The following is a 20929-nucleotide window of genomic DNA, read 5'->3' as shown; positions in this document are numbered from 1 at the left end:
CCTGCCCGGAACCCCTCCCCGACCGCGAGACGTTTAGCGCGTGTCACCTGTACGGTCGGAGCTCTTGAGACACGGCCGCCCACGCACCGCCCACCCATCAGGAGCTCCGTCCATGACCACCGCCTTCACCCGCCGCAGCGAGCGGCGGATCAGTCCGGTCTTCCTGGGGATCGTCGCTGTCATGGCGGTCACCGGCTGGGCGGTGTGGGCGGACTTCGCGAAGGTCCCCGGTTTCTCGGTGTTCCTCTTCGTGACGTCGGCGTGGGTGGTGTCGCTCTGTCTGCATGAGTACTCGCACGCGCGCAGCGCCCTGCACAGCGGTGACATCTCGGTCGGCGCGAAGGGCTATCTCACCCTCAACCCGATGAAGTACACACACGCGATGCTCTCCATCGTGCTGCCGCTGATCTTCCTGGTGCTGGGCGGGATCGGTCTGCCCGGTGGCGCGGTCTTCATCGAGCGGGGCCGGATCAGGGGCCGCTGGCGGCACAGTCTGATCTCGGCGGCGGGACCGCTGACGAATGTGCTGTTCGCGTTCGTCTGCACGGCGCCGTTCTGGCTGCACGCGCTGGACGGCGTACCACCGCTGTTCCGCTACGCGCTGGGCTTCCTCGCGCTGCTCCAGTTCACGGCGGCGATCCTGAACTTCCTGCCGGTGCCGGGGCTCGACGGGTACGGCGTGATCGAGCCCTGGCTGCCGCACAGCGTCCGCCGCCAGGTCGAGCCGTTCGGGCAGGTCGGGATGATCGCGGTGTTCGCGCTCCTGTGGATCCCGTCACTGAACCACGCGTTCTTCGACCTGATCGACGCGATCCTGCGCGGTGTCGGGGTCAGCGGCAACGACACGTACTGCGGGCAGAACTTCTACCGCTTCTGGTACGGGCAGCCCGCCGGGTTCTTCTGCCCGCGGTAGCGCGAGCGGCGCGGCCGGGTCAGCGGGCGGCTCGGCGTCAGCGGGTGACGGGGGCGCTCGCCGACTTCGCGGCGCGGCTCTTGCGCAGATAGAACCAGGCCATGTTCGAGGAGAGTCCCGCCAGCAGGATCCAGACGATCCCGATGAGGCTGCCCTGGACGAAGGAGACCACGGCCGCTGCTACGGCGAGGGCGCAGACGACGAGGGCGTACAGAGCGAGGCGGGGCATGGGGGCGGCTCCTGTCCGGGGGCTGAGTCGGTTCGCCCCCCAGTGTCCCCCATGCCCGATCGCACTCACACGTCGGTGACGCGCAGCCCCGCGTGGGCCTTGTAGCGGCGGTTGACCGAGATCAGATTGGCGACCAGCGACTCGACCTGGTGGGCGTTGCGCAGCCGGCCGGCGAAGACTCCGCGCATCCCGGCGATCCGCCCGGCGAGCGCCTGCACGATCTCGACGTCGGCGCGCTCCTCGCCCAGCACCATCACATCGGTGTCGATCTCGTCGATCGCCGGGTCCTGGAGCAGTACGGCCGAGAGATGGTGGAAGGCGGCGGCCACCCGGGATTCCGGCAGCAGGGCGGCGGCCTGCTCGGCGGCGCTGCCCTCCTCGGGCTTCAGGGCGTACGCGCCCTTCTTGTCGAAGCCGAGCGGGTTGACGCAGTCGACCACGAGCTTGCCGGTCAGCTCTTCGCGCAGCGACTCCAGGGTCTTGGCGTGCCCGTCCCAGGGCACGGCCACGATCACCACATCGCTGCGGCGTGCGCACTCGGCGTTCTCCGCGCCCTCGACACCGTTCCCGAGCTCTCCGGCCGCGGCCTCGGCCCGCTCGGCGGCGCGCGAGCCGATGATCACCTTCTGGCCCGCCCTGGCCAGCCGGTAGGCGAGCCCGCGCCCCTGGTCGCCGGTCCCGCCGAGGACGCCGACGACCAGGTCCGAGACGTCGGGCAGGTCCCAGGGGTCCTTGGCGGCCGGCTGCTGTGCACTGTCGGTGGAAGTCATGGCCCGACCATACTTGCCGGCCCCCGATGCCCGTACGGGTGATGACCGGCCAACGGCCCGCGCCGGGCGGCACGGTGGGGCAGGATGCCGGGCCATGGATGCCGTACGGGTGGCGCTGCTCCGGGAAGTACTCGCCGGGACCGAGTGGCCGCGCGCCGCCCGCCGGTTCGCCACCGCGCTGCGGTCGTCCGTGGTCCCGCACGGCGGGGGGCTGCTCCTGGTGGGGACCGAGCGGTACGAGCCCTGGCATCTGGCGGCCCATCTCGTGGACGAGGCCGCCTGGTCGGGGCTGCCCGAGCTGGCGCCCACGCTGGTACGGCACCGGGTCGGGGGCGGTGAGCCCGCGCATCTCTCCGTGGGGCTCGGGCGGATCGAGGCGGCGGGGCGCGGCGAGACGCTGCTCGTCGTCGCGCCGGGGCTGCCGGGCGCGGGGCTTCTCGAACGGGTGCACGGGGCGCGGCGGGCGGGTGCCACCGTGCTGACGCTGGACGGCGGGGATCCGGAGGTGCACGGTCTCGCACACGAGACGCTGACCGTGGCGGACGGCGACGAGGTGGATCTCGACACCGTGCAGCACCTGGTCAGCGCGGCCGCAGGGGAGAACAGCCTGCCCGCGCAGCGCGGCAAGCCGCGCTTCCGCGACCGTCTGTCGCGCCTCGCCGACCAGCTGACGGCTCCCCCGCCGGGCCGCTGGTAAACCGGTTGCGGCCGGGGCGCGAAGCGGCCGAGCATGACCCCTTGTGGCTCCTCGCACGCGGCTCGGCGCGATCCTCCCCGACCTCACCCCCTGGCGCTCGTCGCGGGAGTTCCGGCTGCTCTGGGTCCAGGGCCTGATCGCCTTCTTCGGCAGCTCGATGGCGCTGATCGCGCTGCCGCTCCAGATCAAGGACCTCACCGACTCCCCGGCAGCTGTGGGTGCGATGGGGGCGGTGGAGCTGGTGCCGCTGGTCGTCTTCGGGCTGTACGGCGGCGCGCTCGCCGACGCGGCCGACCGGCGCAAGGTCATCCTGGCCACCGAGGCGGGGCTCGGGTTGCTGGCCGTACTGCTCCTGGTGAACGCGCTGATCCCCGCGCCGATGCTCTGGCCGCTGTACGTCGTGGCGGCCGGGGTCTCGGCCCTCGCCGGGCTGCAGCGGCCCGCGCTCGACTCGCTGCTGGCGCGGATCGTGCCGCACGACCAGCTCACCGCGGCCGCCGCGCTGAACGCGCTGCGCTGGCAGACCGGTGCGATCGCGGGCCCGGCGCTGGCGGGCGTGGTCGTTGCGTACGCCGGATACCCCACCGCATACAGCGTCACCGTGCTGGGCTTCGCCGTCTCGGTGGCCATGTGCACCCGGCTGTCGCCCGCGCCGCCGTCCCACGACGCCGAGCGGCCTTCGCTGCGCGGGATCGCGCAGGGCGCACGGTACGCGTGGAGCCGCCCGGTGCTGCTGGGGACGTACGCGATCGACCTGGCCGCGATGTTCTTCGCCTACCCGAACACGGTCTTCCCCTTCCTCGCAGACGATCTGCATGCCACCTGGGCCCTGGGGCTGATGTATGCGGCGGGGTCGGTGGGATCCGTGCTGCTCAGCCTGACCAGCGGCTGGACGTCACGGGTCAGACGGCACGGGCTCTTCGTGGTCTTCGGGGCGGCGGGCTGGGGCCTGGCGATCACGGCGGCCGGCTGGTTCGCCAATGTCTGGCTGGTGCTGCTCTGCCTGGTGTTCGCGGGCGCGGGCGACATGCTCAGCGGACTCGGCCGCTCCACCATCTGGAACCAGACCATCCCGGAGGAGCTGCGCGGGAGACTCGCGGGCATCGAGGTGCTCTCCTACAGCGTCGGGCCGCAGCTGGGCCAGGTCAGGGCGGGCACCCTGGCGGGCTGGACCGGGACCCGGAACGCGATCTGGAGCGGTGGTCTCGCGTGTGTCGCGTCGGTGGGCGTGCTCGCCGCGGTGCTGCCGAAGCTGCTGACGTACGACGCGGACACGGACACCGACGCGCAGCTGCGCCGCGCCCGCAAGGAGGAGGCGGCGGCTGCGGCGGCAGCGGCCATCTGACCGGACCCGCCGGAGCGGCCGGACCTGCCGGACCCGCGGAGCGGTCGGGTCCGGCCGGCCGGGATGCCGGCGCCGGGGCGGTCAGCCCTCCTCGTCGGTGGGGGCGCTCTTGTCGTCGTTCCACTTGGGGTCGGTGTCCCACTCCAGGTTGCGCTCGGCCACCTTGTCCATCGCGTGCGCCGCCTCCTCGCGGGTGGCGTAGGGGCCGAAGCGGTTCTTACCCGGGCACTCGGGACCGTCTTCGACCTTTTTGTGCTGGAGGCAGTAGTACCAGTCGCCCGGCTGCGCGGTCGTTCGCCTCTTGAACAAAGCCATGGCCGGTTCCTCTCTCATACACTCGCTGGCATGTCTGGCCAGTCACTGCTCGTACCAGGGGAGCTTTCTCCCACCCGTTCCGTACCCGGAAACATCCGGCGTCCCGAGTACGTGGGCAAGCCCGCGCCGACGCCGTACACCGGGCCGGAAGTCCAGGATGCCGACACCATCGAGCGTATGCGCGTCGCGGGCCGTATCGCCGCGCAGGCGATGGCGGAGGCCGCCAAGCACATCGTGCCCGGTGTGACGACGGACGAACTCGACCGGGTCGCCCATGACTTCATGTGCGACCACGGCGCCTATCCGTCGACCCTCGGCTACCGCGGGTTCAAGAAGTCTCTCTGCACCTCAGTCAACGAAGTCATCTGCCACGGGATTCCGGACTCCACCGTGCTCCGGGACGGCGACATCGTGAACCTCGACGTCACCGCGTACATCAACGGGGTGCACGGGGACAACAACGCCACCTATCTCTGCGGGGACGTCGACGAGGAGTCCCGGCTCCTGGTGGAGCGCACCCGGGAGTCGCTCGCCCGTGCCATCAAGGCGGTGCGGCCCGGCCGCCAGATCAACATCATCGGGCGGGTCATCGAGTCGTACGCCAAGCGCTTCGGCTACGGCGTCGTCAAGGACTTCACCGGGCACGGCATCAGCACGTCGTTCCACTCGGGGCTGATCGTCCCGCACTACGACAGCCCGTACGCCACGGAGCTGATCCGGCCCGGGATGACGTTCACGATCGAGCCGATGCTCACCCTCGGCTCGTACGAGTACGACATGTGGGAGGACGGCTGGACCGTGGTGACCAAGGACCGTAAGCGGACCGCGCAGTTCGAGCACACGCTCGTGGTGACGGAGACCGGGGCGGAGATCCTGACGCTGCCCTGAGCCCGCTCGCGGGAGTTCACACCGCCCGGCGCCTGCTCACCTCGGGCGCCGGGGCGCGCGAGCCGGTGAGGAGCCGGCGGGCGGCGTCCCAGCCCGCGTACCGGGCGGACGCCACCGCCGCCTCGTCGTCGCCGAGTATCCGCAGCCACGCGCCGCAGTCGTGCGGCAGCACGCTCACCCCGTACGGCAGCCCCATACCGTCAAGGGCGGCGTGCAGGGCGTCGGCCACCTCGGCGGCGGGCGTCCGGCCGGTCACGACGAAGAGCGAAGCCAGCTGGGTGTGCCCGGAGAGCACGCCAGGACCTGCCCCATCGTGCCGGTCGGGGCAGAGCCGTACCGCGTCGAGGGCCAGCAGCCTGCCGTGCGGCCGGCGCACCTCCAGGTCGAGGCCGAGCACATACCCATGGCGTGCACCGGGGCCCGGCCGTCCCGCCGCCACCGTCTCACCGATGACGACGGTGGCGGCGGGGTCCGCGGTGATCACGGTGCGCTGGTAGAGCCGGGCGCCGGGGAGGGGGAGCAGCGGATCCGGCAGATACTCCAGATACGCGTCGGGCCCCGCCGAGAGGTTGACCAGCCGGGTGGCACAGCCCCGCTCCATCGGCCGGACCTCGGTCGCGGCCCCCGTCGAGAGATGCACCTCGGTCTCGGCACCGCAGCAGACATCGATGCGCTGGCGGTCCTCCTGGATCAGGCCGCCCACGACCGGCGCCAGCCGGACGAACGCCATCTGTGGCCGCAGTGGGTCGGGGTACTGCGGCCGGCCTGTCCGCAGCGGCATCCTGCTGTACCGGCGGACCAGTTCGGTGCGTCCGCTCAGCCGCTCGAATCCCATCTCCAGGAGACCGACCCGGGTGGACGGTTCCGCGGATCCAGCGATGGATTCGCCGGCGGATTCACCGGCGTCGGGCAGGTGCCGGGCCACCTCGGGCGGTATCCGGCCGGGGGTGTGGTGCGCGGCGGACAGCCGCGACTCCCCCTTCGCGCGTCCCGTCCCCGAGGTCTCGGGCATCTCGTCCGTGACAAGCGCCATGTCAGACCACCGCCCCGTGCAGGACACCTGGCAAAGAGAGTCCGGCGTGGCAGCGGACCGCACGCAACACCCTGTCGTTCATGGTGATTCCTTCCGGTCTCTGGCGGCCGGTGGGCCGGCAGGTCGTGCGCTGCGTACCGGATCAGCCGGCGGACGCCGGCGCCGGCGCACGGCCGGGGAGCCCCGACAGGGCTTCGGCCGCGGGCACACAGCCACCCAGATCGGCGAGTTCACGGCAGAGGGCGTCCGCCGTCACTTCCCCGATCACCGGGACCGCCGCGCGCAGCAGCAGTTGCGCGGCGCCGTGGTCGGCCGCGCCCGTCCGCCGGGCCGCGTCGGCGAAGGCGGCGCAGAACGCGAACAGGTCCGCGGCCACGGCCTGTTGGCGCGGTACGCCCGCACCGGCCTGGATGACCGCGGAGACCACGGCCCGGCTGCCGGGTGCCTCCCTGCGCGCGACCAGGGCGGCGAACTCCTCCACGGCCTCGCTGGGGAACACGGCACGGCCCAGGTCGAGCATCCGCCGGCCGGTCCGGGTCGCTGCCGCCCGCTGCTCCCGGCCGAGCTTGGTGGCGTGCAGCCGTTCGTCGATCTCGGCCACCTCACCCCAGCAGCCCTCCGAAGCGGCGACGTGGGCGAGGGCGAGGGCCGTCGCGTCGGACGGGCCGACGCCACGGCGCAGCAGGGCGTGGAGCAGGGGCTCCAGGCCGGCCCGGTCCACCCGGTGCGGCTGGACCAGGCAGTCCCACTCGTAGGCGGGGTTGCACCCGCCGCCCGGGAACTCGGGGTCCGCCAGTTGCAGGCTGACCAGCAGGGAAGCGTACGGGCCCGGGACGACCGGGTCTGCGGGCGTCACCGGACGCGGGGGCAGGGCGGGCAGCACGGCACGCGGCGCCCCGATTCGGCTCCGAGCGGACCGTCGGCACGTGGGACGACCGGGGGGTCATCTCCGTACGGGTACACCGGCTGGCCGGCCATGGTTGCCTCGTTTCGGCAGTTCGAACAGATCACTGATTCGGGCAGATCACTGAGTGAAGTGGAGTCGGGCACGGCGAAGGCCGCGCTTCCGACGCTACGAGAGCCGGGCGGACCTGCCACTCCAGTCGGCCCGTTGGAGTGAGCGGCGCCGCACCGGCGCGGGGCGGGCTCGATCGGGCAACAGCCGGCCCAGCCGCGGCGGTGACCGGCCAGGACCGGACCCAGGAGAAATGAGACCTGAATCACAACACGGGCAGGTATCGGTGAGGTAAGCCTCGGTTAAGTTAGGGCTGCCTCACTCGACCATTCACCCAGCGCGGAGCCCCTATGAGACCCGTCCGACTCTCTGTTGTCACCGCCGCCACGGCGGTGGCCGCTCTGACCGCCGTCACGGGCTGCGCCGAGAAGAGCGATGCCAAGGCGGGCGGCAGCGGCGTCGTCTCCGTCACCGCGAGCGACTCCTCCTGCAAGGTGTCCACGACCGAATTCCCGGCCGGACACGTGCAGTTCGCCCTGGAGAACAAGGGCTCCAAGGTCACCGAGGTCTATCTGCTCTTCCCGGACGACCGCATCGTCGCGGAGCGCGAGAACATAGGCCCCGGCCTGAAGCAGAACCTGACCGCCGAGGTGAAGGCCGGTTCGTACGAGATCGCCTGCAAGCCCGGGATGAAGGGCAACGGCATCCGCCAGAAGGTCACCGTCACCGGTGGCAAGGCCGTCAAGCGCGACCCGAAGCTGGACGCCGCGGTCGCCGCGTACCGCAAGTACGCCCAGGAGCAGGCCGACGAGACGCTGCCGAAGGTGAAGGTCTTCACGGACGCCATCCGCAGGGGCGACCTGGCAGCGGCCAAGAAGGCGTACGCCCCCTCGCGCATCGGCTGGGAGCGCACCGAGCCGGTCGCCGAGTCGTTCGGCGACATCGATCCGAAGACCGACACCCGCGCGGACGGCCTGGAGAAGGGCCAGAAGTGGACCGGCTGGCACCGCCTGGAGAAGTCGCTCTGGCAGGACGGGAAGACCGGCGCCACCGAGAAGTCCCTCGCGAACGAGCTGGACACCGACCTGGCCGACTGGCAGAAGCGGGTGGGCACGGCGGCGATCACCCCGACCTCGATGGCCAACGGCGCCAAGGAGCTGCTCGACGAGGTCGCCACCGGGAAGATCACCGGTGAGGAGGACCGCTACAGCCACACCGACCTGGTCGACTTCAAGGCGAACGTCGAGGGCGCGCAGCAGGCGTACGAGCTGCTGAAGCCGGTCGCGTCGAAGAACCAGCCGGCCCTGGCAAAGGAGCTGGACAAGCAGTTCGCCGCGCTGAACTCGCTGCTCGACCACTACCGCAAGGACAGGACCTCGTACGACTTCACGTCGTACGACAAGGTCTCGGAGGCGGACCGCAAGAAGCTGTCGGACGCCGTCAACGCCCTGGCCGAGCCGCTGTCGAAGCTCGCAGCGGCCGTGGTCGCCAAGTAGATGACCCACACGGAGAAGACGGCCGGACAGCAGGGTTCCGGACAGCAGAAGCCGGATCACCGTACGGCTGACGAGACCGCCGTCCCTTCCCCTTCCAGGCGTTCCCTGATCGGCTGGGGCGGCGCCGGGCTCGCGATCGGGGCGGTGGCGGCGGGCGGCGCCGTCGCCGCGCTGCGCACCGGCGACGACAGCGCTCCGGTGGCGGAGTCCGGCGCGGCCGTGCCCTTCCACGGCGCGCACCAGGCCGGTATCGCCACCGCGGTCCAGGACCGGCTGCACTTCGCCTCGTTCGACGTGACGACCACCGACCGGGCCGAGCTGATCCAGCTGCTCAAGGACTGGACGGCGGCGGCCGCCCTGATGACGCAGGGGCACACCGTGGGCGACGGGGCGTACGGCGGTCTCCCCGAGGCCCCTCCGGACGACACCGGCGAGGCCCTCGGTCTGAAGCCGTCCCGGCTGACGCTGACGGTGGGCTTCGGCCCCGGGCTCTTCGAGAAGGGGCGGTTCGGCCTGGAGGGCCGGCGCCCCGAAGCGCTGGTCGATCTGCCGGAGTTCCCCGGTGACAACCTCGAAGCGACGCGCAGCGGCGGGGACTTGTGTATCCAGGCGTGCGCGGACGACCCGCAGGTCGCGGTGCACGCGATCCGCAACCTGGCCAGGATCGGCTTCGGGAAGATCGCGATCCGCTGGTCGCAGCTGGGTTTCGGCAAGACCTCTTCGACCACCCCGGACGCCCAGACCCCGCGCAACATGATGGGCTTCAAGGACGGCACCCGGAACATCTCGGGCACCGACACGGCCGCGCTGAAACAGCATGTGTGGGCGGTGGAGAAGGACGGGGCGGCCTGGATGACCGGCGGCTCCTATCTGGTGGCCCGCCGTATCCGGATGCACATCGAGACCTGGGACCGCGCCTCGCTCCAGGAGCAGGAGGACGTCTTCGGCCGCGACAAGGGCGAGGGCGCACCGGTCGGCAAGGCCAAGGAGCGCGACGAGCCGTTCCTGAAGGCGATGCTGCCGACCTCGCACGTACGTCTCGCCCATCCGGACAGCAACCACGGGATCCGGATCCTGCGCCGCGGCTACTCGTTCACCGACGGCACGGACGGTCTGGGGCGGCTGGACGCGGGGCTGTTCTTCCTGGCGTACCAGAAGGACACCCGGCAGGGATTCATCCCGCTCCAGCGCGGTCTGGCCCGCCATGACGCGCTCAACGAGTACATCCAGCACGTGGGTTCGGCGCACTTCGCCGTCCCGCCGGGTGTCCGTGACAAGAGCGACTGGTGGGGCCGTGCGCTGTTCACCTGACGCACCACGCCTCCCCTTTCCCTCATCCTCCTTCCGTCCTTCCGTCCTTCCGTCGTTCTCGTAATCCGGTTCCTGCAACCAGAAAGGACCCGACGTGTTCGGCAACTATCTGATCGGTCTGCGCGAGGGGCTCGAAGCGAGCCTGGTCGTGTGCATCCTCATCGCCTATCTGGTCAAGACCGGGCGGCGTGACGCGCTGCGCCCGGTGTGGATCGGCATCTCCACCGCGGTCCTGGTGGCGCTCGCCTTCGGCTTCGCGCTCGAATTCGGCTCGGAGGAGCTGACGTTCAAGGCCCAGGAGGCACTTGGCGGTTCCCTGTCGATCGTCGCCGTGGGCCTGGTGACCTGGATGGTCTTCTGGATGCGGCGCACCGCCCGGCATCTCAGGACCGAGCTCCACGGCAAGCTCGACACCGCGCTGCAGATGGGGACGGGCGCGCTGGTCGCGACGGCGTTCCTGGCCGTGGGCCGGGAGGGCCTGGAGACCGCGCTGTTCATCTGGTCCTCGGTGCACACCTCGACCGACGGCGCCCAGGGGCCGATGATCGGCGCCCTGCTCGGCATCCTGAGCGCCGTCGTGCTCGGGTGGCTCTTCTACCGGGGCGCGGTCCGTATCAACCTGTCGAAGTTCTTCACCTGGACCGGCGGGATGCTGGTGGTCGTGGCCGCGGGTGTGCTGGCGTACGGCTTCCATGACTTGCAGGAGGCCGACTTCGTCCCCGGTCTGCAGAGCCTGGCGTTCGACATCAGCTCGGCCGTGCCGCCGGACAGCTGGTACGGGACGCTCCTGAAGGGCGTGTTCAACTTCCAGCCCGACCCGACGGTGCTCCAGGCAACGGTATGGGTGCTGTATCTGGTCCCCACGCTCGTGTTCTTCTTCGCCCCGGTAGGGTTCACCACGTCCTCGAAGGCAGCGGGATCGCAGGAGCAGAAGGCAACTCATGGGCAGGCTGGGGCGGCTGGCAGCGGGGCTCGCGACGACGGCGGCGATGTCGCTGACGGCGAGCGGGTGCATGACGGTGCACGGCGAGCTGGAGGTCGTACCGTCAGCGACGAAGGCTGAGGCGGCGCAGGCACTCGCCGCCTTCACCGTCGCGTACAACAAGGCGGACAAGGCGTACGACCCGGCTCTCGACGCGGGCCGGGTCACCGGGCCGCTCGGGGCCATCCACCAGGCGGGGCTGAAGGCGCGGCACGTCACCACTCCGGCCGGCAACGCGCACCACTCGGACCTGAAGCTCACCGACGCAAAGTTCGTCATCCCGAAGAAGGCCGGCTGGCCGCGGTGGTTCGTCGCGAACACGGACTCCAACCAGGACCAGGACGGCGGCGGCAGGCTGGACACCCGCTGGCTCGTGGTGTTCGTACGGGACGCGGCCGACCAGCCGTGGAAGGCCGCCTATCTCTCGGTCCTCCGCTCATCGGCGGTCCCCGACTTCGCCATGGACAAGGATGGCTGGGCGGAGCCCGCCGAACCGGCCGACCCCTCGCTCGCGGTGGCTCCGGAGAAGCTCAGCGGCGAGTACGCCGGGTATCTCAAGAGCGGGAGCCCGGACCACTTCGCCCCCGGCAACGACACCACCGTCTGGCGCGAGACACGGGCGAAGAACGCGAATCTGCCGGGGCTCTCCACGCAGTACGTCGACCGGTCGCTCACCGACGGCGACTACCGGCCGCTGGGTCTTGCCATCCGGGGCGGCGGGGCGCTGGTCTTCTTCTCCACCCGGCACTACGAGCAGCAGACCGCCGCGAAGGGTCTGCATCTGACGGTGCCCGCGGATGTGAAGGCGCTGATGACCGGTGACGCGACGAGCACCGTCACCAAGGAACGCGTCTCCAGCCAGGTGGCGCTGGTCCCGGCGAAGGGGCAGGTCACGATCCTCAACCGGCTGGCCGGACTGACGGCGGCGAAGGGGTCGTAACGTCCGGCGCGTACGCGTACACCGCGTACGCGTGTCCGGGTGCGGCACGGTACGGCTTCACGGGTCCGGCCGGGCCAGGGCCTCTCGTCCGGATCAGCGGCCGAGTGGCCAGGCCACCGCGTGGGCGTCCTGGTCGCCGTCGGCATGGCGCGCGCAGGCGTCGGTGAGCGTCTCCAGGAGGGTCAGCGGGTCGGGCAGCGGATGTTCGAGTCCACGTACCCAGTCCACACTCGCCTCACCGGGCAGCCGGGCGGGCGGTACGAGCACATAGCTGCCGCGGCAGTGCCAGCGCAGCCCCGGGTGCTCGTCCATCGTCTCGGGGTGGCAGTCCAGCTCACACGGCCACCACTCGTCCTCGTCCTCGGGCGTACCACGGGTGGCGGTGAAGAAGAGCATCCGGTCGATGCCCGACTGGGCGACGGGTCCCACCTGGATCCCGTCGGCGAGCAGCCGCTCCAGCGCGCTGCGCCCCGCGTCGAGCGGCACGTCCAGGACGTCGAGGACCATGCCGGTCGCGGTGATGAAGTTGGCCTCGGGCTGGTTGCGGACCCAGCGCTCGACCTGGGCGCGGTCGGTCGTGGACTGCGTCTGCCAGGCGAAGGAGAGCGGGTGCCTGGCCGGGGTGGGACAGCCCACCCGGTCGCAGGAACACCGGTACCCGACGGGGTGCGCGGCAGGCGAGAGGGGCAGCCCGGCTTCGGCGGCGGCGACGAAGAGCTTCTCGCGGGTGAGGTTGTCGTCAGGGGACTGTCTGGGGCGGCGGCGCAGCCACTGGGTCATCCTGCTCGCCGGGCCACGGTCTCGGCCGAACTCTGTTCCCATCTATCCCCTCACCTCACCGCTGCCGCTGCCTGCTCCACGGACCCTCCATGCTGCCACCATCCTGCGCCCCGGGTGACCACACTTACCGGCCGGGGTGGTTCAGCCACCGTCCGGGCGGGCCCCGATGCCGCGGAGTACCTGGTCCACACAGGTATCGGCGAAGGCGTGGGTGAGCGGATTGGTGCGCTGGAGCCAGCGGTGGGTGAGCGGCCCGACCAGCATCTCCACGGCGATCCGGATGTCCACGTCCGCGCCGATCTGCCCGGCGGCGACGGCGGACCGCAGCCGCTCCTCGTACAGCCCGAGGGCCGGTTCGAGCAGCTCGCGGGTGAAGCGCCTGCCGAGTTCCGGATCGGTGCACCCGGCCGCCGTCAGGGCGCGGGTGGACGCCTCGTACTTCTCGTCGTTGAACTGGTCGACGGTGAGCCGCAGCACATGCTTGAGGTCGGCCGCGATGTCCCCGGTGTCGGGGAAGCCGCTCCACGCGCCCTCGGTCTCGGCGTCCCCGGCGAGGGCGAGGGACGCGTCGAGCAGAACGGCCGCCTTCGAGGGCCACCAGCGGTAGATCGTCTGCTTCCCCACTCCGGCCCGGGCAGCGATGGCCTCGATGGTCAGCTTGTTGTAGCCGGCCTCCGAGACCAGGGAGAGCGCCGCGTCGAGGATCGCCCGGCGTGAGCGTTCGCTGCGGCGGGTGGCGTCCGGAGCCCTCGTGGGCACGGCGGCGGGCGGGTCTCCGGGCTGGTGTCCGGCGGGCGGCTTCGCTGCGGGGGACGGGGAGTCGGCCATGGAGGGGAATCTAACATCGGCGGATCCGATACGTATCGTCTCGGTATCCGCGTGATGTGGCGCTCCGTACCGGCACCGGGCGCGCCCGGCGGACGCGCCCACGGCCACGGTGGGTGAACCACCCGATCGGTGCACAGCGCGCGGGCCCCGCAGGGCGGACCATGGCAAACAGCCGGCTGCACACCCGCAGCCCATGTCCGCCGTGAGGAGCCCTCATTGCCTCGTGACGCCAGACCCCGGCGCTACCTGATGTGCCCACCGGCACACTTCAGGGTGACGTACTCCATCAACCCGTGGATGGACCCTTCGAAACCGGTCGAACTGCCCCTGGCCCTCGCCCAGTGGGAGGACCTGCGCGACCGCTACCGCACGCTCGGCCACACGGTCGACATCCTGGACCCCGGGCCCGGCCTGCCCGACATGGTCTTCGCGGCCAACGGTGCGACGGTGATCGACGGGCGCGTGCTCGGCGCCCGCTTCGCCCACGCGGAGCGGGCCGAGGAGGCCGAAGCGCACCTGGAGTGGTTCCGCGCACACGGCTTCACCGGGATCCACCGGCCCGCCCATGTCAACGAGGGCGAGGGCGACTTCGCCGTCACTTCCTCGTACATCCTGGCCGGGCGGGGTTTCCGCTCCAGCCCGCTCTCGCACGACGAGGCGCAGGAGTTCTTCGGCCGCCCGGTGATCGGCCTCGATCTGGTCGACCCGCGCTACTACCACCTCGATACGGCGCTGAGCATCCTGGACGACGCGGCGGACGAGATCATGTACTACCCGGACGCCTTCTCGCCCGGCAGCCGCTCCGTCCTGGCCAGGCTCTTCCCCGACGCGCTGATCGCGGCCCCGGAGGACGCCGCGGCGCTCGGGCTCAACGCGGTGAGTGACGGCCGCCATGTGCTGCTGCCACAGGCCGCGGTCGGCCTCTACGCACCGCTGCGGGCCCGCGGGTTCGAACCGCTCGGCATGGATCTGAGCGAGCTGCTCAAGGGCGGCGGCAGCGTCAAGTGCTGTACGCAGGAGCTGCGTTCGTAGCCGCGGCATGATCACAGGGTTCCTGTGCCGCGACAGGCCGTCGCGTGCTGGTCGGGGAGCGGCGTACGGTGCGTTCCCCGAGCTCCGCCAGCAGGGGGAGTACCGGCCGGAAGTCCTCGTACTGGACGTACGCGGGCTTTCGGCCGGTGCTGTGAGAAAGGGGGCTTCCCCTCTCTGGGGCACAAGTGTCATCCGGCGTCGTAGCGGTGGCGCGCGCTGTCGATCTCTTCATGGTGGTCCGTGACCCACTGGGCGAGCGCGTGGACGATGGCGCGCAGGCTCTCGCCCAGTGGCGTCAGTTGGTACTCGACGCGTGGGGGCACCTCGGCGTAGACGGTGCGGGAGACGACCCCGTCGCGTTCCAGGTGGCGCAGGGTGAGGGTCAGCATGCGCTGGGAGACGCCCGGAACCCGCTGGTGCAGGGCGCCGAACCGCAAGGTATCGCGGCTGAGGACACCGATGACCAGGACCGACCACTTGTCGCCGATCCGGTCGAGGGTCTCCCGGAACCTTCGGCCGTTGTCCGGCCAGCTCTCGCACGGGTGGGGGACATCGGCAGGCCGGACGTCGCCCGGGTACGGGGCGGCGGCACGGTCAGGGTCAGTGGTGTGCTCTGCGTACATCAATGTGCCTTTTGTGAGGTCCTCGGTGCATCCCTATGGTGGGGCTACGCACTAATCGTAACCAACCGAGGAGCGACATGCCGGTCCAGCGTCTCAACCACGCCGTGCTCTACGTCCGCGACGTCGAACGCAGCGTCGCCTTCTACACCGACCTGCTGAACTTCCGCACCGTCTTCCGCCTCCACGCCGACGGCGGCAAGGTGCCCGAGGGCGCGTTCCTGCAGGCCGAGGAGTCGACCAACGACCACGACTTGGCCTTCCTCCAGATCGACGGCCCGGCTTCCCCGCAGAGTCCGGGCCGACGCCCCGGGCTCGCGCACCTGGCGTGGGAGGTGGACACCCTGGCCGAGTTCCAGCAGATCCGCGGCAAGCTGCAGAAGGCAGATGCGCTGGCTTACGAGACCGACCACGGCACCACCAAGTCGGTGTACGCCAGCGACCCGGACGGCCTGGAGTTCGAAGTGTGCTGGCTGGTGCCCGCCGACAGGATCAACGAGGTGGACCCCGTGGCATTCTCACCGCTCGACCTGGACGCGGTCATCGCGCAATTCGGCGCCGACCTCCCGGGCGGGACCGGCATCTCCGCTCCGGCCCGCCACTGAACCACCAGACGCCGTCCTTCGGCCCCGGCGGGCCATTTGCGAGGCGCCCTCGTCCAGCACCGGACGGTTGCGCGGTCGCGGCCTTCTGGAGTTCACCGGCTGACTGTCACTGGTCACCTCTGCGGGCTTATGTATCGGCTCCCACAGGATGCCCGGCGGCAGGTGTCCGATTCAGCCCCCAGGTGCGCACGCAGTTACGCGTGGGGCGGCGGCCATGCGTCGCCCCACGCGGTGTCCCGGGCCGCTCGGTAGAGGTCGCCGTGGCGCTTGGAGACGGTCTCGCGGGTGAGTTCGCCCGCGGCCGTGCACAGTTCCAGCTGGACCAGGCCCTTGCGGATCTGGGGTTTGCGTACGACCCGGGCCGGGACGGTCGCCACCTCGCCCCGGAACGCGGCGACATAGCTGAACTTCTCGTCCTCGTACGCCAGGGAGCCGCCCTTGACCTTCCGGTGCAGCGACGACCTGCTCACCCGGGCCGAGAAGTGGCACCAGTCGGTGCCGCGCTCGATGGGGCAGGCGTCGCTGTGCGGGCAGGGGGCCGCGGTCCGCAGACCCGCCGCGGTCAGCCGGTCCCGGGCCGCCATGATCCGCAGATAGCCGTCGGGCGTGCCGGGTTCGACCACGACGACCGCCTGGGCTGCCTGCGCGGCGGCGTCCACCACGGCGGTGCGGGCGGCCTCGGTCAGCTCCCCCAGGACGTACGAGACCGTGACCAGATCAGTGCTCTCCAGAGTGAGCCCCGGTCCGATACGAGAGCGCTGCCAGTCGGCCGCGCGCAGCGCGGACGAGCCGGACTGCGCGGCAAGTTCACGGCCGAGTACGAGCGCGGGCTCCGCCCAGTCCAGCACCGTGGTGCGCCGGGTCGCCGCCCCGTCCGCCCCGTCCGCTCCGCCCCGTCCGTCCGGGCCGTCCCAGGCCCCCGCCACCGCCCAGGTCGCCGCGCCGGTGCCGCCGCCGATGTCGGTGTGCCGGGCGGGCACCCACCCGGGCACCGCGGCACAGAAGGCGTCGAGCGCCGCCCGTACCGCTTCGAACGTGGCGGGCATCCGGTACGCGGCGTACGCGGCGACGTCCGAGCGGTCGCGCAGCAGCGGGGTACCGGTGGGGGTGGTCCCCCGGTAGTTGGCGATCAGCCGCTCGACGGCCTGGGCGGCCTGTTTGGGCGGCAGTCCGTCGAGGAGCCCGGCCAGGGCGGTGCGCAGGGCTTCGGCGGTGGGGAGGGAGTCGTTCACCGGAGGAGTCTAGGCGGTGTCCGGTCCTGGTCAGTGCGTTGGTGCCGATGCCCAGCTCGACGCAGCCGAAGACCCTCTCGTCCTCGACGATGCGGCCCGTGGGCACGAGCACGCCGGGGTTGAAGCCGGGCGACCAGTGCGCGGCGCGGAACGCGTGGGAGTGCCGGCCCGCGTCAGAGCGGACCGGCACCACGGAAGGGGCCTGCGGAGGCCGTCAGGCGTGCTGGAAGGCGAGCACGGCGTTGTGCCCGCCGAAGCCGAAGGAGTGGCTGACCGCGCGCGACACCCGTACCCTGCGGGGCTGTTTGGTCACACAGTCGATGTCGAACTCCGGTGCGGGGGCGGTCAGATTGGCGACCGGCGGTACGAGTCCGTGCTGGAGGGTGAGGACGGTCAGCCCGGCCTCGATGGCGCCCGCCGCGCCCATGCAGTGACCGAGCACACCCTTGGGCGCGGTCACCGGGGGCCGGTGCGGATAGGCGCGGGCGATCAGCCCCGCCTCGGCGGCGTCGTTGAGCAGGGTCGATGTGCCGTGGGCGTTGACATGGCCGACGTCCGCCGCGCACCATCCCGCGTCGCGCAGCGCCGCGTCCACCGCGGCCCGGGCGACGGAGCCGTCGGGCCGGGGGCTGGTCGGGTGGTACGCGTCGGTGGTGGCGCCGGTTCCGGCCAGCAGGGCGCGCGGGGCGACGTTCCGGGCCAGCGCGTCGGCCTCCCGCTCCAGGACCATGACGGCGGCGCCCTCCCCCATCACGAGACCGCGCCGGTCGGCCGCGAACGGGCGGCTGATGGCCGGGGGTTCCTCCCCGGCCCGCATCGCACCGGCCCCCGACCGCGCGAACCCGGTCAGGGCCAGCCGGTCGATGATCGATTCGGTGGCGCCCGCGAGGGCGATGTCGCACTGCCCGGTGACCAGCAGATCGCGGGCCACCGACAGCGCGGTGGCGCCGGACGAACATGCCGTGCAGGGCGCCAGGCTCGGCCCGGTGGTCCGCAGCCGGATGGCGACCTCGGCGGCCGCCATGTTGGGGACGGTGAGCAGGGTGCCCAGGGGCGAGGTCGCCTCGGGCCCCCGGTTCGTCAGGGCGACCGACTGCTCGTACAGCCCGGTCGAACCCGCACTGCTGGTCCCGATGACGACGGCGACCCGGGTGCCGTCCCAGCCGGCCGGGGAGAGACCGGCGTCGGCGACGGCCTCCTCGGCGGCGAGCACCGCGAACCTGACGTAGCGCCCCATGCGGTAGACGGTCCGGCCACCGACGGCGTCCGCCAGGTCGATTCCGGTGACCTGACAGGCGAAGTCGATGGCGCAGCCGTCCAGTTCGGGAACGGTACGGGCCGTGGAGCGGCCCGCACACACACCCCGCCAGGTGGATTCCGTGTCGTTGCCGGCCGGGGTGATCATGCCCAGGCCGGTGATGGCGACCGGAGGAAGCGTCATCGGGCGCCGGCCGCGGTGGATGCGGTGGATGCGGTCAGGAACTCGCTGATCCGGCCGAGCGTGGCTCCCTTGTAGGCGGTGTCGGCGTCGGCGTCGACACCGAGGGTCTCCTTGACGATGACCCCGAGCTCCGCGACGGCGAGGGAGTCCATCTCCAGGTCGTCCATGGTGGCCTCGGGGCGGAGTTCGACGGCGGGGACCTTGAAGGTGTTGGTCAGGACGTCGACAAGGGTCGGGTGCAGCTCGGACATGACATTCCCCTTCATTCAAAGCGGACATACCTACAGAACAGACCCACAGAACAGGCCTGCAAAAATGGACCTACAAAACAGACTGAATACGGATGAATCGCATCCCATAGATATCGGTCCAACGGTTGGACGATCTTCCGGTTACGCGGTGACGGAAGGTTTTTTCACCCCGCGGGGACGGCCGCCGGACGCCGCACCGGAAGCCTCTCCGGGCCCACCGGGCGCGACTCCGCGGACACGGCCTAGCGGCAGAAACGGGACAGCACGTGGACCGTGCCCCAGTACGCGACCAGAACCGCGCGCAGCAGCAGCCGGCTCACCGCCGCGCCTCCACTGCCGAACGGTGCCAGGGCCCTTCGGGGTCGTCGTACGCCGATGCGTACCCGGCGTCCGTGACCGGCACATCCGCCAGCCACTCGTCCGGCAGGTCGAACGCCCCGGTCAGCATCTGCGCCTGCCCGGCGATCCGGGCGGCCAGCCGGTCGGTCTCGGCCGGGAGTTCACTGATGTGACGGCCCGCCATGAACCCCTCGTTCAGCAGATCACCTCCGTGGGGCGCGATGCGCTCCAGGGCGAACAGCCGGCCCAGGGTGTGCAGCACTTCCCCGGCGGCGGCGCCCGGCGGCAGCGCGTCCGCGGCCGCCGCGACGGCCTCGGCGGCCCGGAGCTGGGCGTGCGCGGTGGCAGCCCGCAGCGCTGCGCTCGCCCCCGCGTTCCACCGGCCGAGCGCGTCCCCCGGGGCCGCCGCACGCATCCCGGCGCGGGCCCGGTCGAGTTCGACGCACTCGACGGCGGCCAGCAGCTCCCGCAGGAACACCGGATCGGTCAGTTCACGGCCGGCCGGGTCGGCGGGTGGCCTCGGCGGGCGGTGACCCGACACCATCCCGGCCGCCGCCTTGGCGTGGATGGCGATGTTGTCGCCCTCGGCGGTGATCGCTCCCTCGATGCCGGTCACCAGCGCGGCGAGGCCGTTGTTCTCCAACAGCCCCTGGGCGCCGCACCGTTCGCGGCACTGGGTGATGACAACGCGCGCCTCCCAGGTGATCCACGCCTTGGCGACGGCGACCAGCCGCTCGGCCTCCACCCGGCCGGCCACGCCCGTCCGGTCGCGCTCCGTCCGGTCGTACTCCGTCCAGGCGCGCAGGACCGTGCGGTGCAGCAGCGTCATCGCGTACGCCGTGGCCAGCGCGCCCGCGAGGGGGGCGTAGTGGCTGCGGTGCGCCATGACGGGCACCCGCTCGGACGCCCGTACCCCGCCGATCAGCCGGTGCGATCCATGGCGCACCGCCACCGCCAGGGCCGCCCGTACGGACCCCACCGCGGAGGCGCTCATGCTCAGCTTCCCGGCGGTGACCCGGCCGATCGACAGCAGGAAGCGGCTGCGCCGGTTGACGACCTCGCTGGTGAAGGCGCCCTCGGCGTCCAGCCGGCCCTGCGCCCCGGAGAGCAGTGCCTCGCGCGGGACGAAGACACCGTCGAAGGAGGTCAGACAGTGGTCGACCGCGCTGCCCATGCGCCGGGGCAGCAGCCTGACGCGTACACCGGGCAGCGGTCCCTCCGCCCCGGTCAGCGCGGTCAGGAACAGGAAGACGCCGAGGTCCCTGCCGTCGACCAGCAGCCGGGCCGCCACCACTCCGCTCTTGGGGCCGCCCGCCGCACTGGTGTTGGGCATGAACTTCTGGGCGCCCGCATGCGGGGTACGCAGCAGGAACCCGTCCCTGGCCCGGTCGTAGTCGGCGGTCGTCTCCAGCGCCGTCGCGTCGTTGCCGTGGTCGAGCTCGGTACAGAGGAAGGTCCCGATGCGGGTCAGATCCGCGAAGGCGGACAGATCCCGCCGTACGTCGCCGTCATGGTCCAGCAGGCTGCCGAGGAACAGGTTGTAGTGGATGCCCGCGACCGTGGTCAGCGTGGTGTCGACCGGGCTGAGCCACTCGTGCATGTTGGCCAGCGCCACCGGGTCGGCGGCCAGCCGGAAGGCGCTGTCCAGTGTGGAGTTGAGGGTCCGCAGCCGCCCGTACGCGAGTCGCAGTTGCGCGTCCGGTGCCAGATCGGACCTGCGCCGGAAGGGTTCCGTGGTGAGGAGCGTGCGCCAGGGGCCGTGGGCGGCCCGGTGGTCGTCACCGAAGAGCACCCGGACGAGCTCACCGCGCACGGCGGAGCTGCCCGCGGTACCGGCATCGGCATCGGCATCGGCATCGGCCCCGGCAGCGTTGGCGTCGGTGGCATCGGCGCCGGCAATCGTGGTCAGGGTTTCCGCAGTCATGTC

22 protein-coding genes are annotated in these 20929 nt (G+C 71.4%); 10 read left to right on the top strand and 12 right to left on the bottom strand.

What is annotated here, in order from left to right:
- Positions 1-112: 112 nt before the first annotated feature.
- Positions 113-913, top strand: coding sequence for a site-2 protease family protein (locus OG385_RS24345; protein ID WP_266857632.1), 801 nt, complete (start codon positions 113-115; stop codon positions 911-913).
- Between the two features lie 37 nt (positions 914-950).
- Here the strand turns inward: OG385_RS24345 and OG385_RS24340 are convergent, their stop codons facing one another.
- Together OG385_RS24340 and npdG are read right to left on the bottom strand one after the other, a co-directional pair.
- Positions 951-1142: a hypothetical protein gene (locus tag OG385_RS24340; protein ID WP_266857631.1), complete on the bottom strand. Its 192-nt coding sequence runs from the start codon at positions 1140-1142 to the stop codon at positions 951-953.
- Between the two features lie 65 nt (positions 1143-1207).
- Entirely contained in the window at positions 1208-1912 is a 705-nt protein-coding gene (gene npdG / locus OG385_RS24335; protein ID WP_266857630.1) for an NADPH-dependent F420 reductase, read from the bottom strand.
- Between the two features lie 94 nt (positions 1913-2006).
- Here npdG and OG385_RS24330 point away from each other — a divergent pair, with 94 nt between their 5' ends.
- Together OG385_RS24330 and OG385_RS24325 are read left to right on the top strand one after the other, a co-directional pair.
- Complete coding sequence (locus OG385_RS24330) at positions 2007-2609, top strand: hypothetical protein (protein WP_266857629.1); 603 nt, start codon at positions 2007-2009, stop codon at positions 2607-2609.
- A 43-nt stretch (positions 2610-2652) separates the two neighbouring features.
- Complete coding sequence (locus OG385_RS24325; protein WP_266857627.1) at positions 2653-3954, top strand: MFS transporter; 1302 nt, start codon at positions 2653-2655, stop codon at positions 3952-3954.
- Between the two features lie 81 nt (positions 3955-4035).
- On the opposite strand, the gene OG385_RS24320 is transcribed toward OG385_RS24325, so the two are convergent.
- Positions 4036-4269 (bottom strand): hypothetical protein, encoded by a 234-nt coding sequence (locus OG385_RS24320; protein ID WP_266857625.1) that lies wholly within the window; start codon positions 4267-4269, stop codon positions 4036-4038.
- Positions 4270-4299: 30 nt separating this feature from the next.
- On the opposite strand from OG385_RS24320, the gene map reads away from it, so the two are divergent.
- Positions 4300-5157 carry a type I methionyl aminopeptidase gene (gene map, locus OG385_RS24315; protein WP_266857623.1) on the top strand — a complete coding sequence of 286 codons (858 nt, stop codon included), beginning with the start codon at positions 4300-4302 and terminating at the stop codon, positions 5155-5157.
- A 16-nt stretch (positions 5158-5173) separates the two neighbouring features.
- On the opposite strand, the gene OG385_RS24310 is transcribed toward map, so the two are convergent.
- Entirely contained in the window at positions 5174-6190 is a 1017-nt protein-coding gene (locus OG385_RS24310; protein ID WP_266857621.1) for an urease accessory protein UreD, read from the bottom strand.
- 142 nt (positions 6191-6332) lie between these two features.
- Positions 6333-7046 carry an urease accessory protein UreF gene (locus OG385_RS24305; RefSeq protein ID WP_266857620.1) on the bottom strand — a complete coding sequence of 238 codons (714 nt, stop codon included), beginning with the start codon at positions 7044-7046 and terminating at the stop codon, positions 6333-6335.
- Between the two features lie 449 nt (positions 7047-7495).
- On the opposite strand from OG385_RS24305, the gene efeO reads away from it, so the two are divergent.
- From efeO to OG385_RS24285, 4 genes are all read left to right on the top strand, one after another.
- Positions 7496-8641 (top strand): iron uptake system protein EfeO, encoded by a 1146-nt coding sequence (gene efeO, locus OG385_RS24300; protein WP_266857618.1) that lies wholly within the window; start codon positions 7496-7498, stop codon positions 8639-8641.
- Positions 8642-9952, top strand: a complete 1311-nt coding sequence (gene efeB, locus OG385_RS24295; RefSeq protein WP_266857616.1) for an iron uptake transporter deferrochelatase/peroxidase subunit — start codon at positions 8642-8644, stop codon at positions 9950-9952.
- A 94-nt stretch (positions 9953-10046) separates the two neighbouring features.
- Entirely contained in the window at positions 10047-11015 is a 969-nt protein-coding gene (gene efeU / locus OG385_RS24290) for an iron uptake transporter permease EfeU (protein ID WP_266857615.1), read from the top strand.
- Positions 10942-11874: a hypothetical protein gene (locus OG385_RS24285; protein WP_266861132.1), complete on the top strand. Its 933-nt coding sequence runs from the start codon at positions 10942-10944 to the stop codon at positions 11872-11874. Before efeU ends, OG385_RS24285 begins: the two co-directional genes overlap by 74 nt.
- Before the next feature lie 93 nt (positions 11875-11967).
- Here the strand turns inward: OG385_RS24285 and OG385_RS24280 are convergent, their stop codons facing one another.
- Positions 11968-12696: a bifunctional DNA primase/polymerase gene (locus tag OG385_RS24280; protein ID WP_266857613.1), complete on the bottom strand. Its 729-nt coding sequence runs from the start codon at positions 12694-12696 to the stop codon at positions 11968-11970.
- A 99-nt stretch (positions 12697-12795) separates the two neighbouring features.
- Positions 12796-13482 (bottom strand): TetR/AcrR family transcriptional regulator, encoded by a 687-nt coding sequence (locus tag OG385_RS24275; RefSeq protein ID WP_266857611.1) that lies wholly within the window; start codon positions 13480-13482, stop codon positions 12796-12798.
- Positions 13483-13611: 129 nt separating this feature from the next.
- Here OG385_RS24275 and ddaH point away from each other — a divergent pair, with 129 nt between their 5' ends.
- Entirely contained in the window at positions 13612-14514 is a 903-nt protein-coding gene (gene ddaH / locus OG385_RS24270; protein ID WP_353963170.1) for a dimethylargininase, read from the top strand.
- Positions 14515-14702: 188 nt separating this feature from the next.
- Here ddaH and OG385_RS24265 read toward each other — a convergent pair whose 3' ends face one another.
- Positions 14703-15137 carry a helix-turn-helix domain-containing protein gene (locus OG385_RS24265; protein ID WP_266857608.1) on the bottom strand — a complete coding sequence of 145 codons (435 nt, stop codon included), beginning with the start codon at positions 15135-15137 and terminating at the stop codon, positions 14703-14705.
- A 77-nt stretch (positions 15138-15214) separates the two neighbouring features.
- Here OG385_RS24265 and OG385_RS24260 point away from each other — a divergent pair, with 77 nt between their 5' ends.
- Positions 15215-15739 (top strand): VOC family protein, encoded by a 525-nt coding sequence (locus OG385_RS24260; protein ID WP_266857606.1) that lies wholly within the window; start codon positions 15215-15217, stop codon positions 15737-15739.
- Positions 15740-15933: 194 nt separating this feature from the next.
- Here the strand turns inward: OG385_RS24260 and OG385_RS24255 are convergent, their stop codons facing one another.
- From OG385_RS24255 to OG385_RS24240, 4 genes are all read right to left on the bottom strand, one after another.
- Positions 15934-16971 (bottom strand): small ribosomal subunit Rsm22 family protein, encoded by a 1038-nt coding sequence (locus OG385_RS24255; RefSeq protein ID WP_266857604.1) that lies wholly within the window; start codon positions 16969-16971, stop codon positions 15934-15936.
- 214 nt (positions 16972-17185) lie between these two features.
- Entirely contained in the window at positions 17186-18412 is a 1227-nt protein-coding gene (locus tag OG385_RS24250; protein ID WP_266857602.1) for a beta-ketoacyl synthase, read from the bottom strand.
- Positions 18409-18663, bottom strand: coding sequence for an acyl carrier protein (locus OG385_RS24245; protein WP_266857601.1), 255 nt, complete (start codon positions 18661-18663; stop codon positions 18409-18411). The genes OG385_RS24250 and OG385_RS24245 overlap by 4 nt, the downstream gene beginning before the upstream one ends.
- Positions 18664-18979: 316 nt before the next feature.
- Entirely contained in the window at positions 18980-20926 is a 1947-nt protein-coding gene (locus tag OG385_RS24240; protein ID WP_323183841.1) for an acyl-CoA dehydrogenase, read from the bottom strand.
- Between the last annotated feature and the right edge of the window lie 3 nt (positions 20927-20929).

The organism is Streptomyces sp. NBC_01306 (assembly GCF_026340465.1).
Classification (GTDB): Bacteria; Actinomycetota; Actinomycetes; order Streptomycetales; family Streptomycetaceae; genus Streptomyces.
This window is presented reverse-complemented; position numbering and strand designations above follow the sequence as displayed.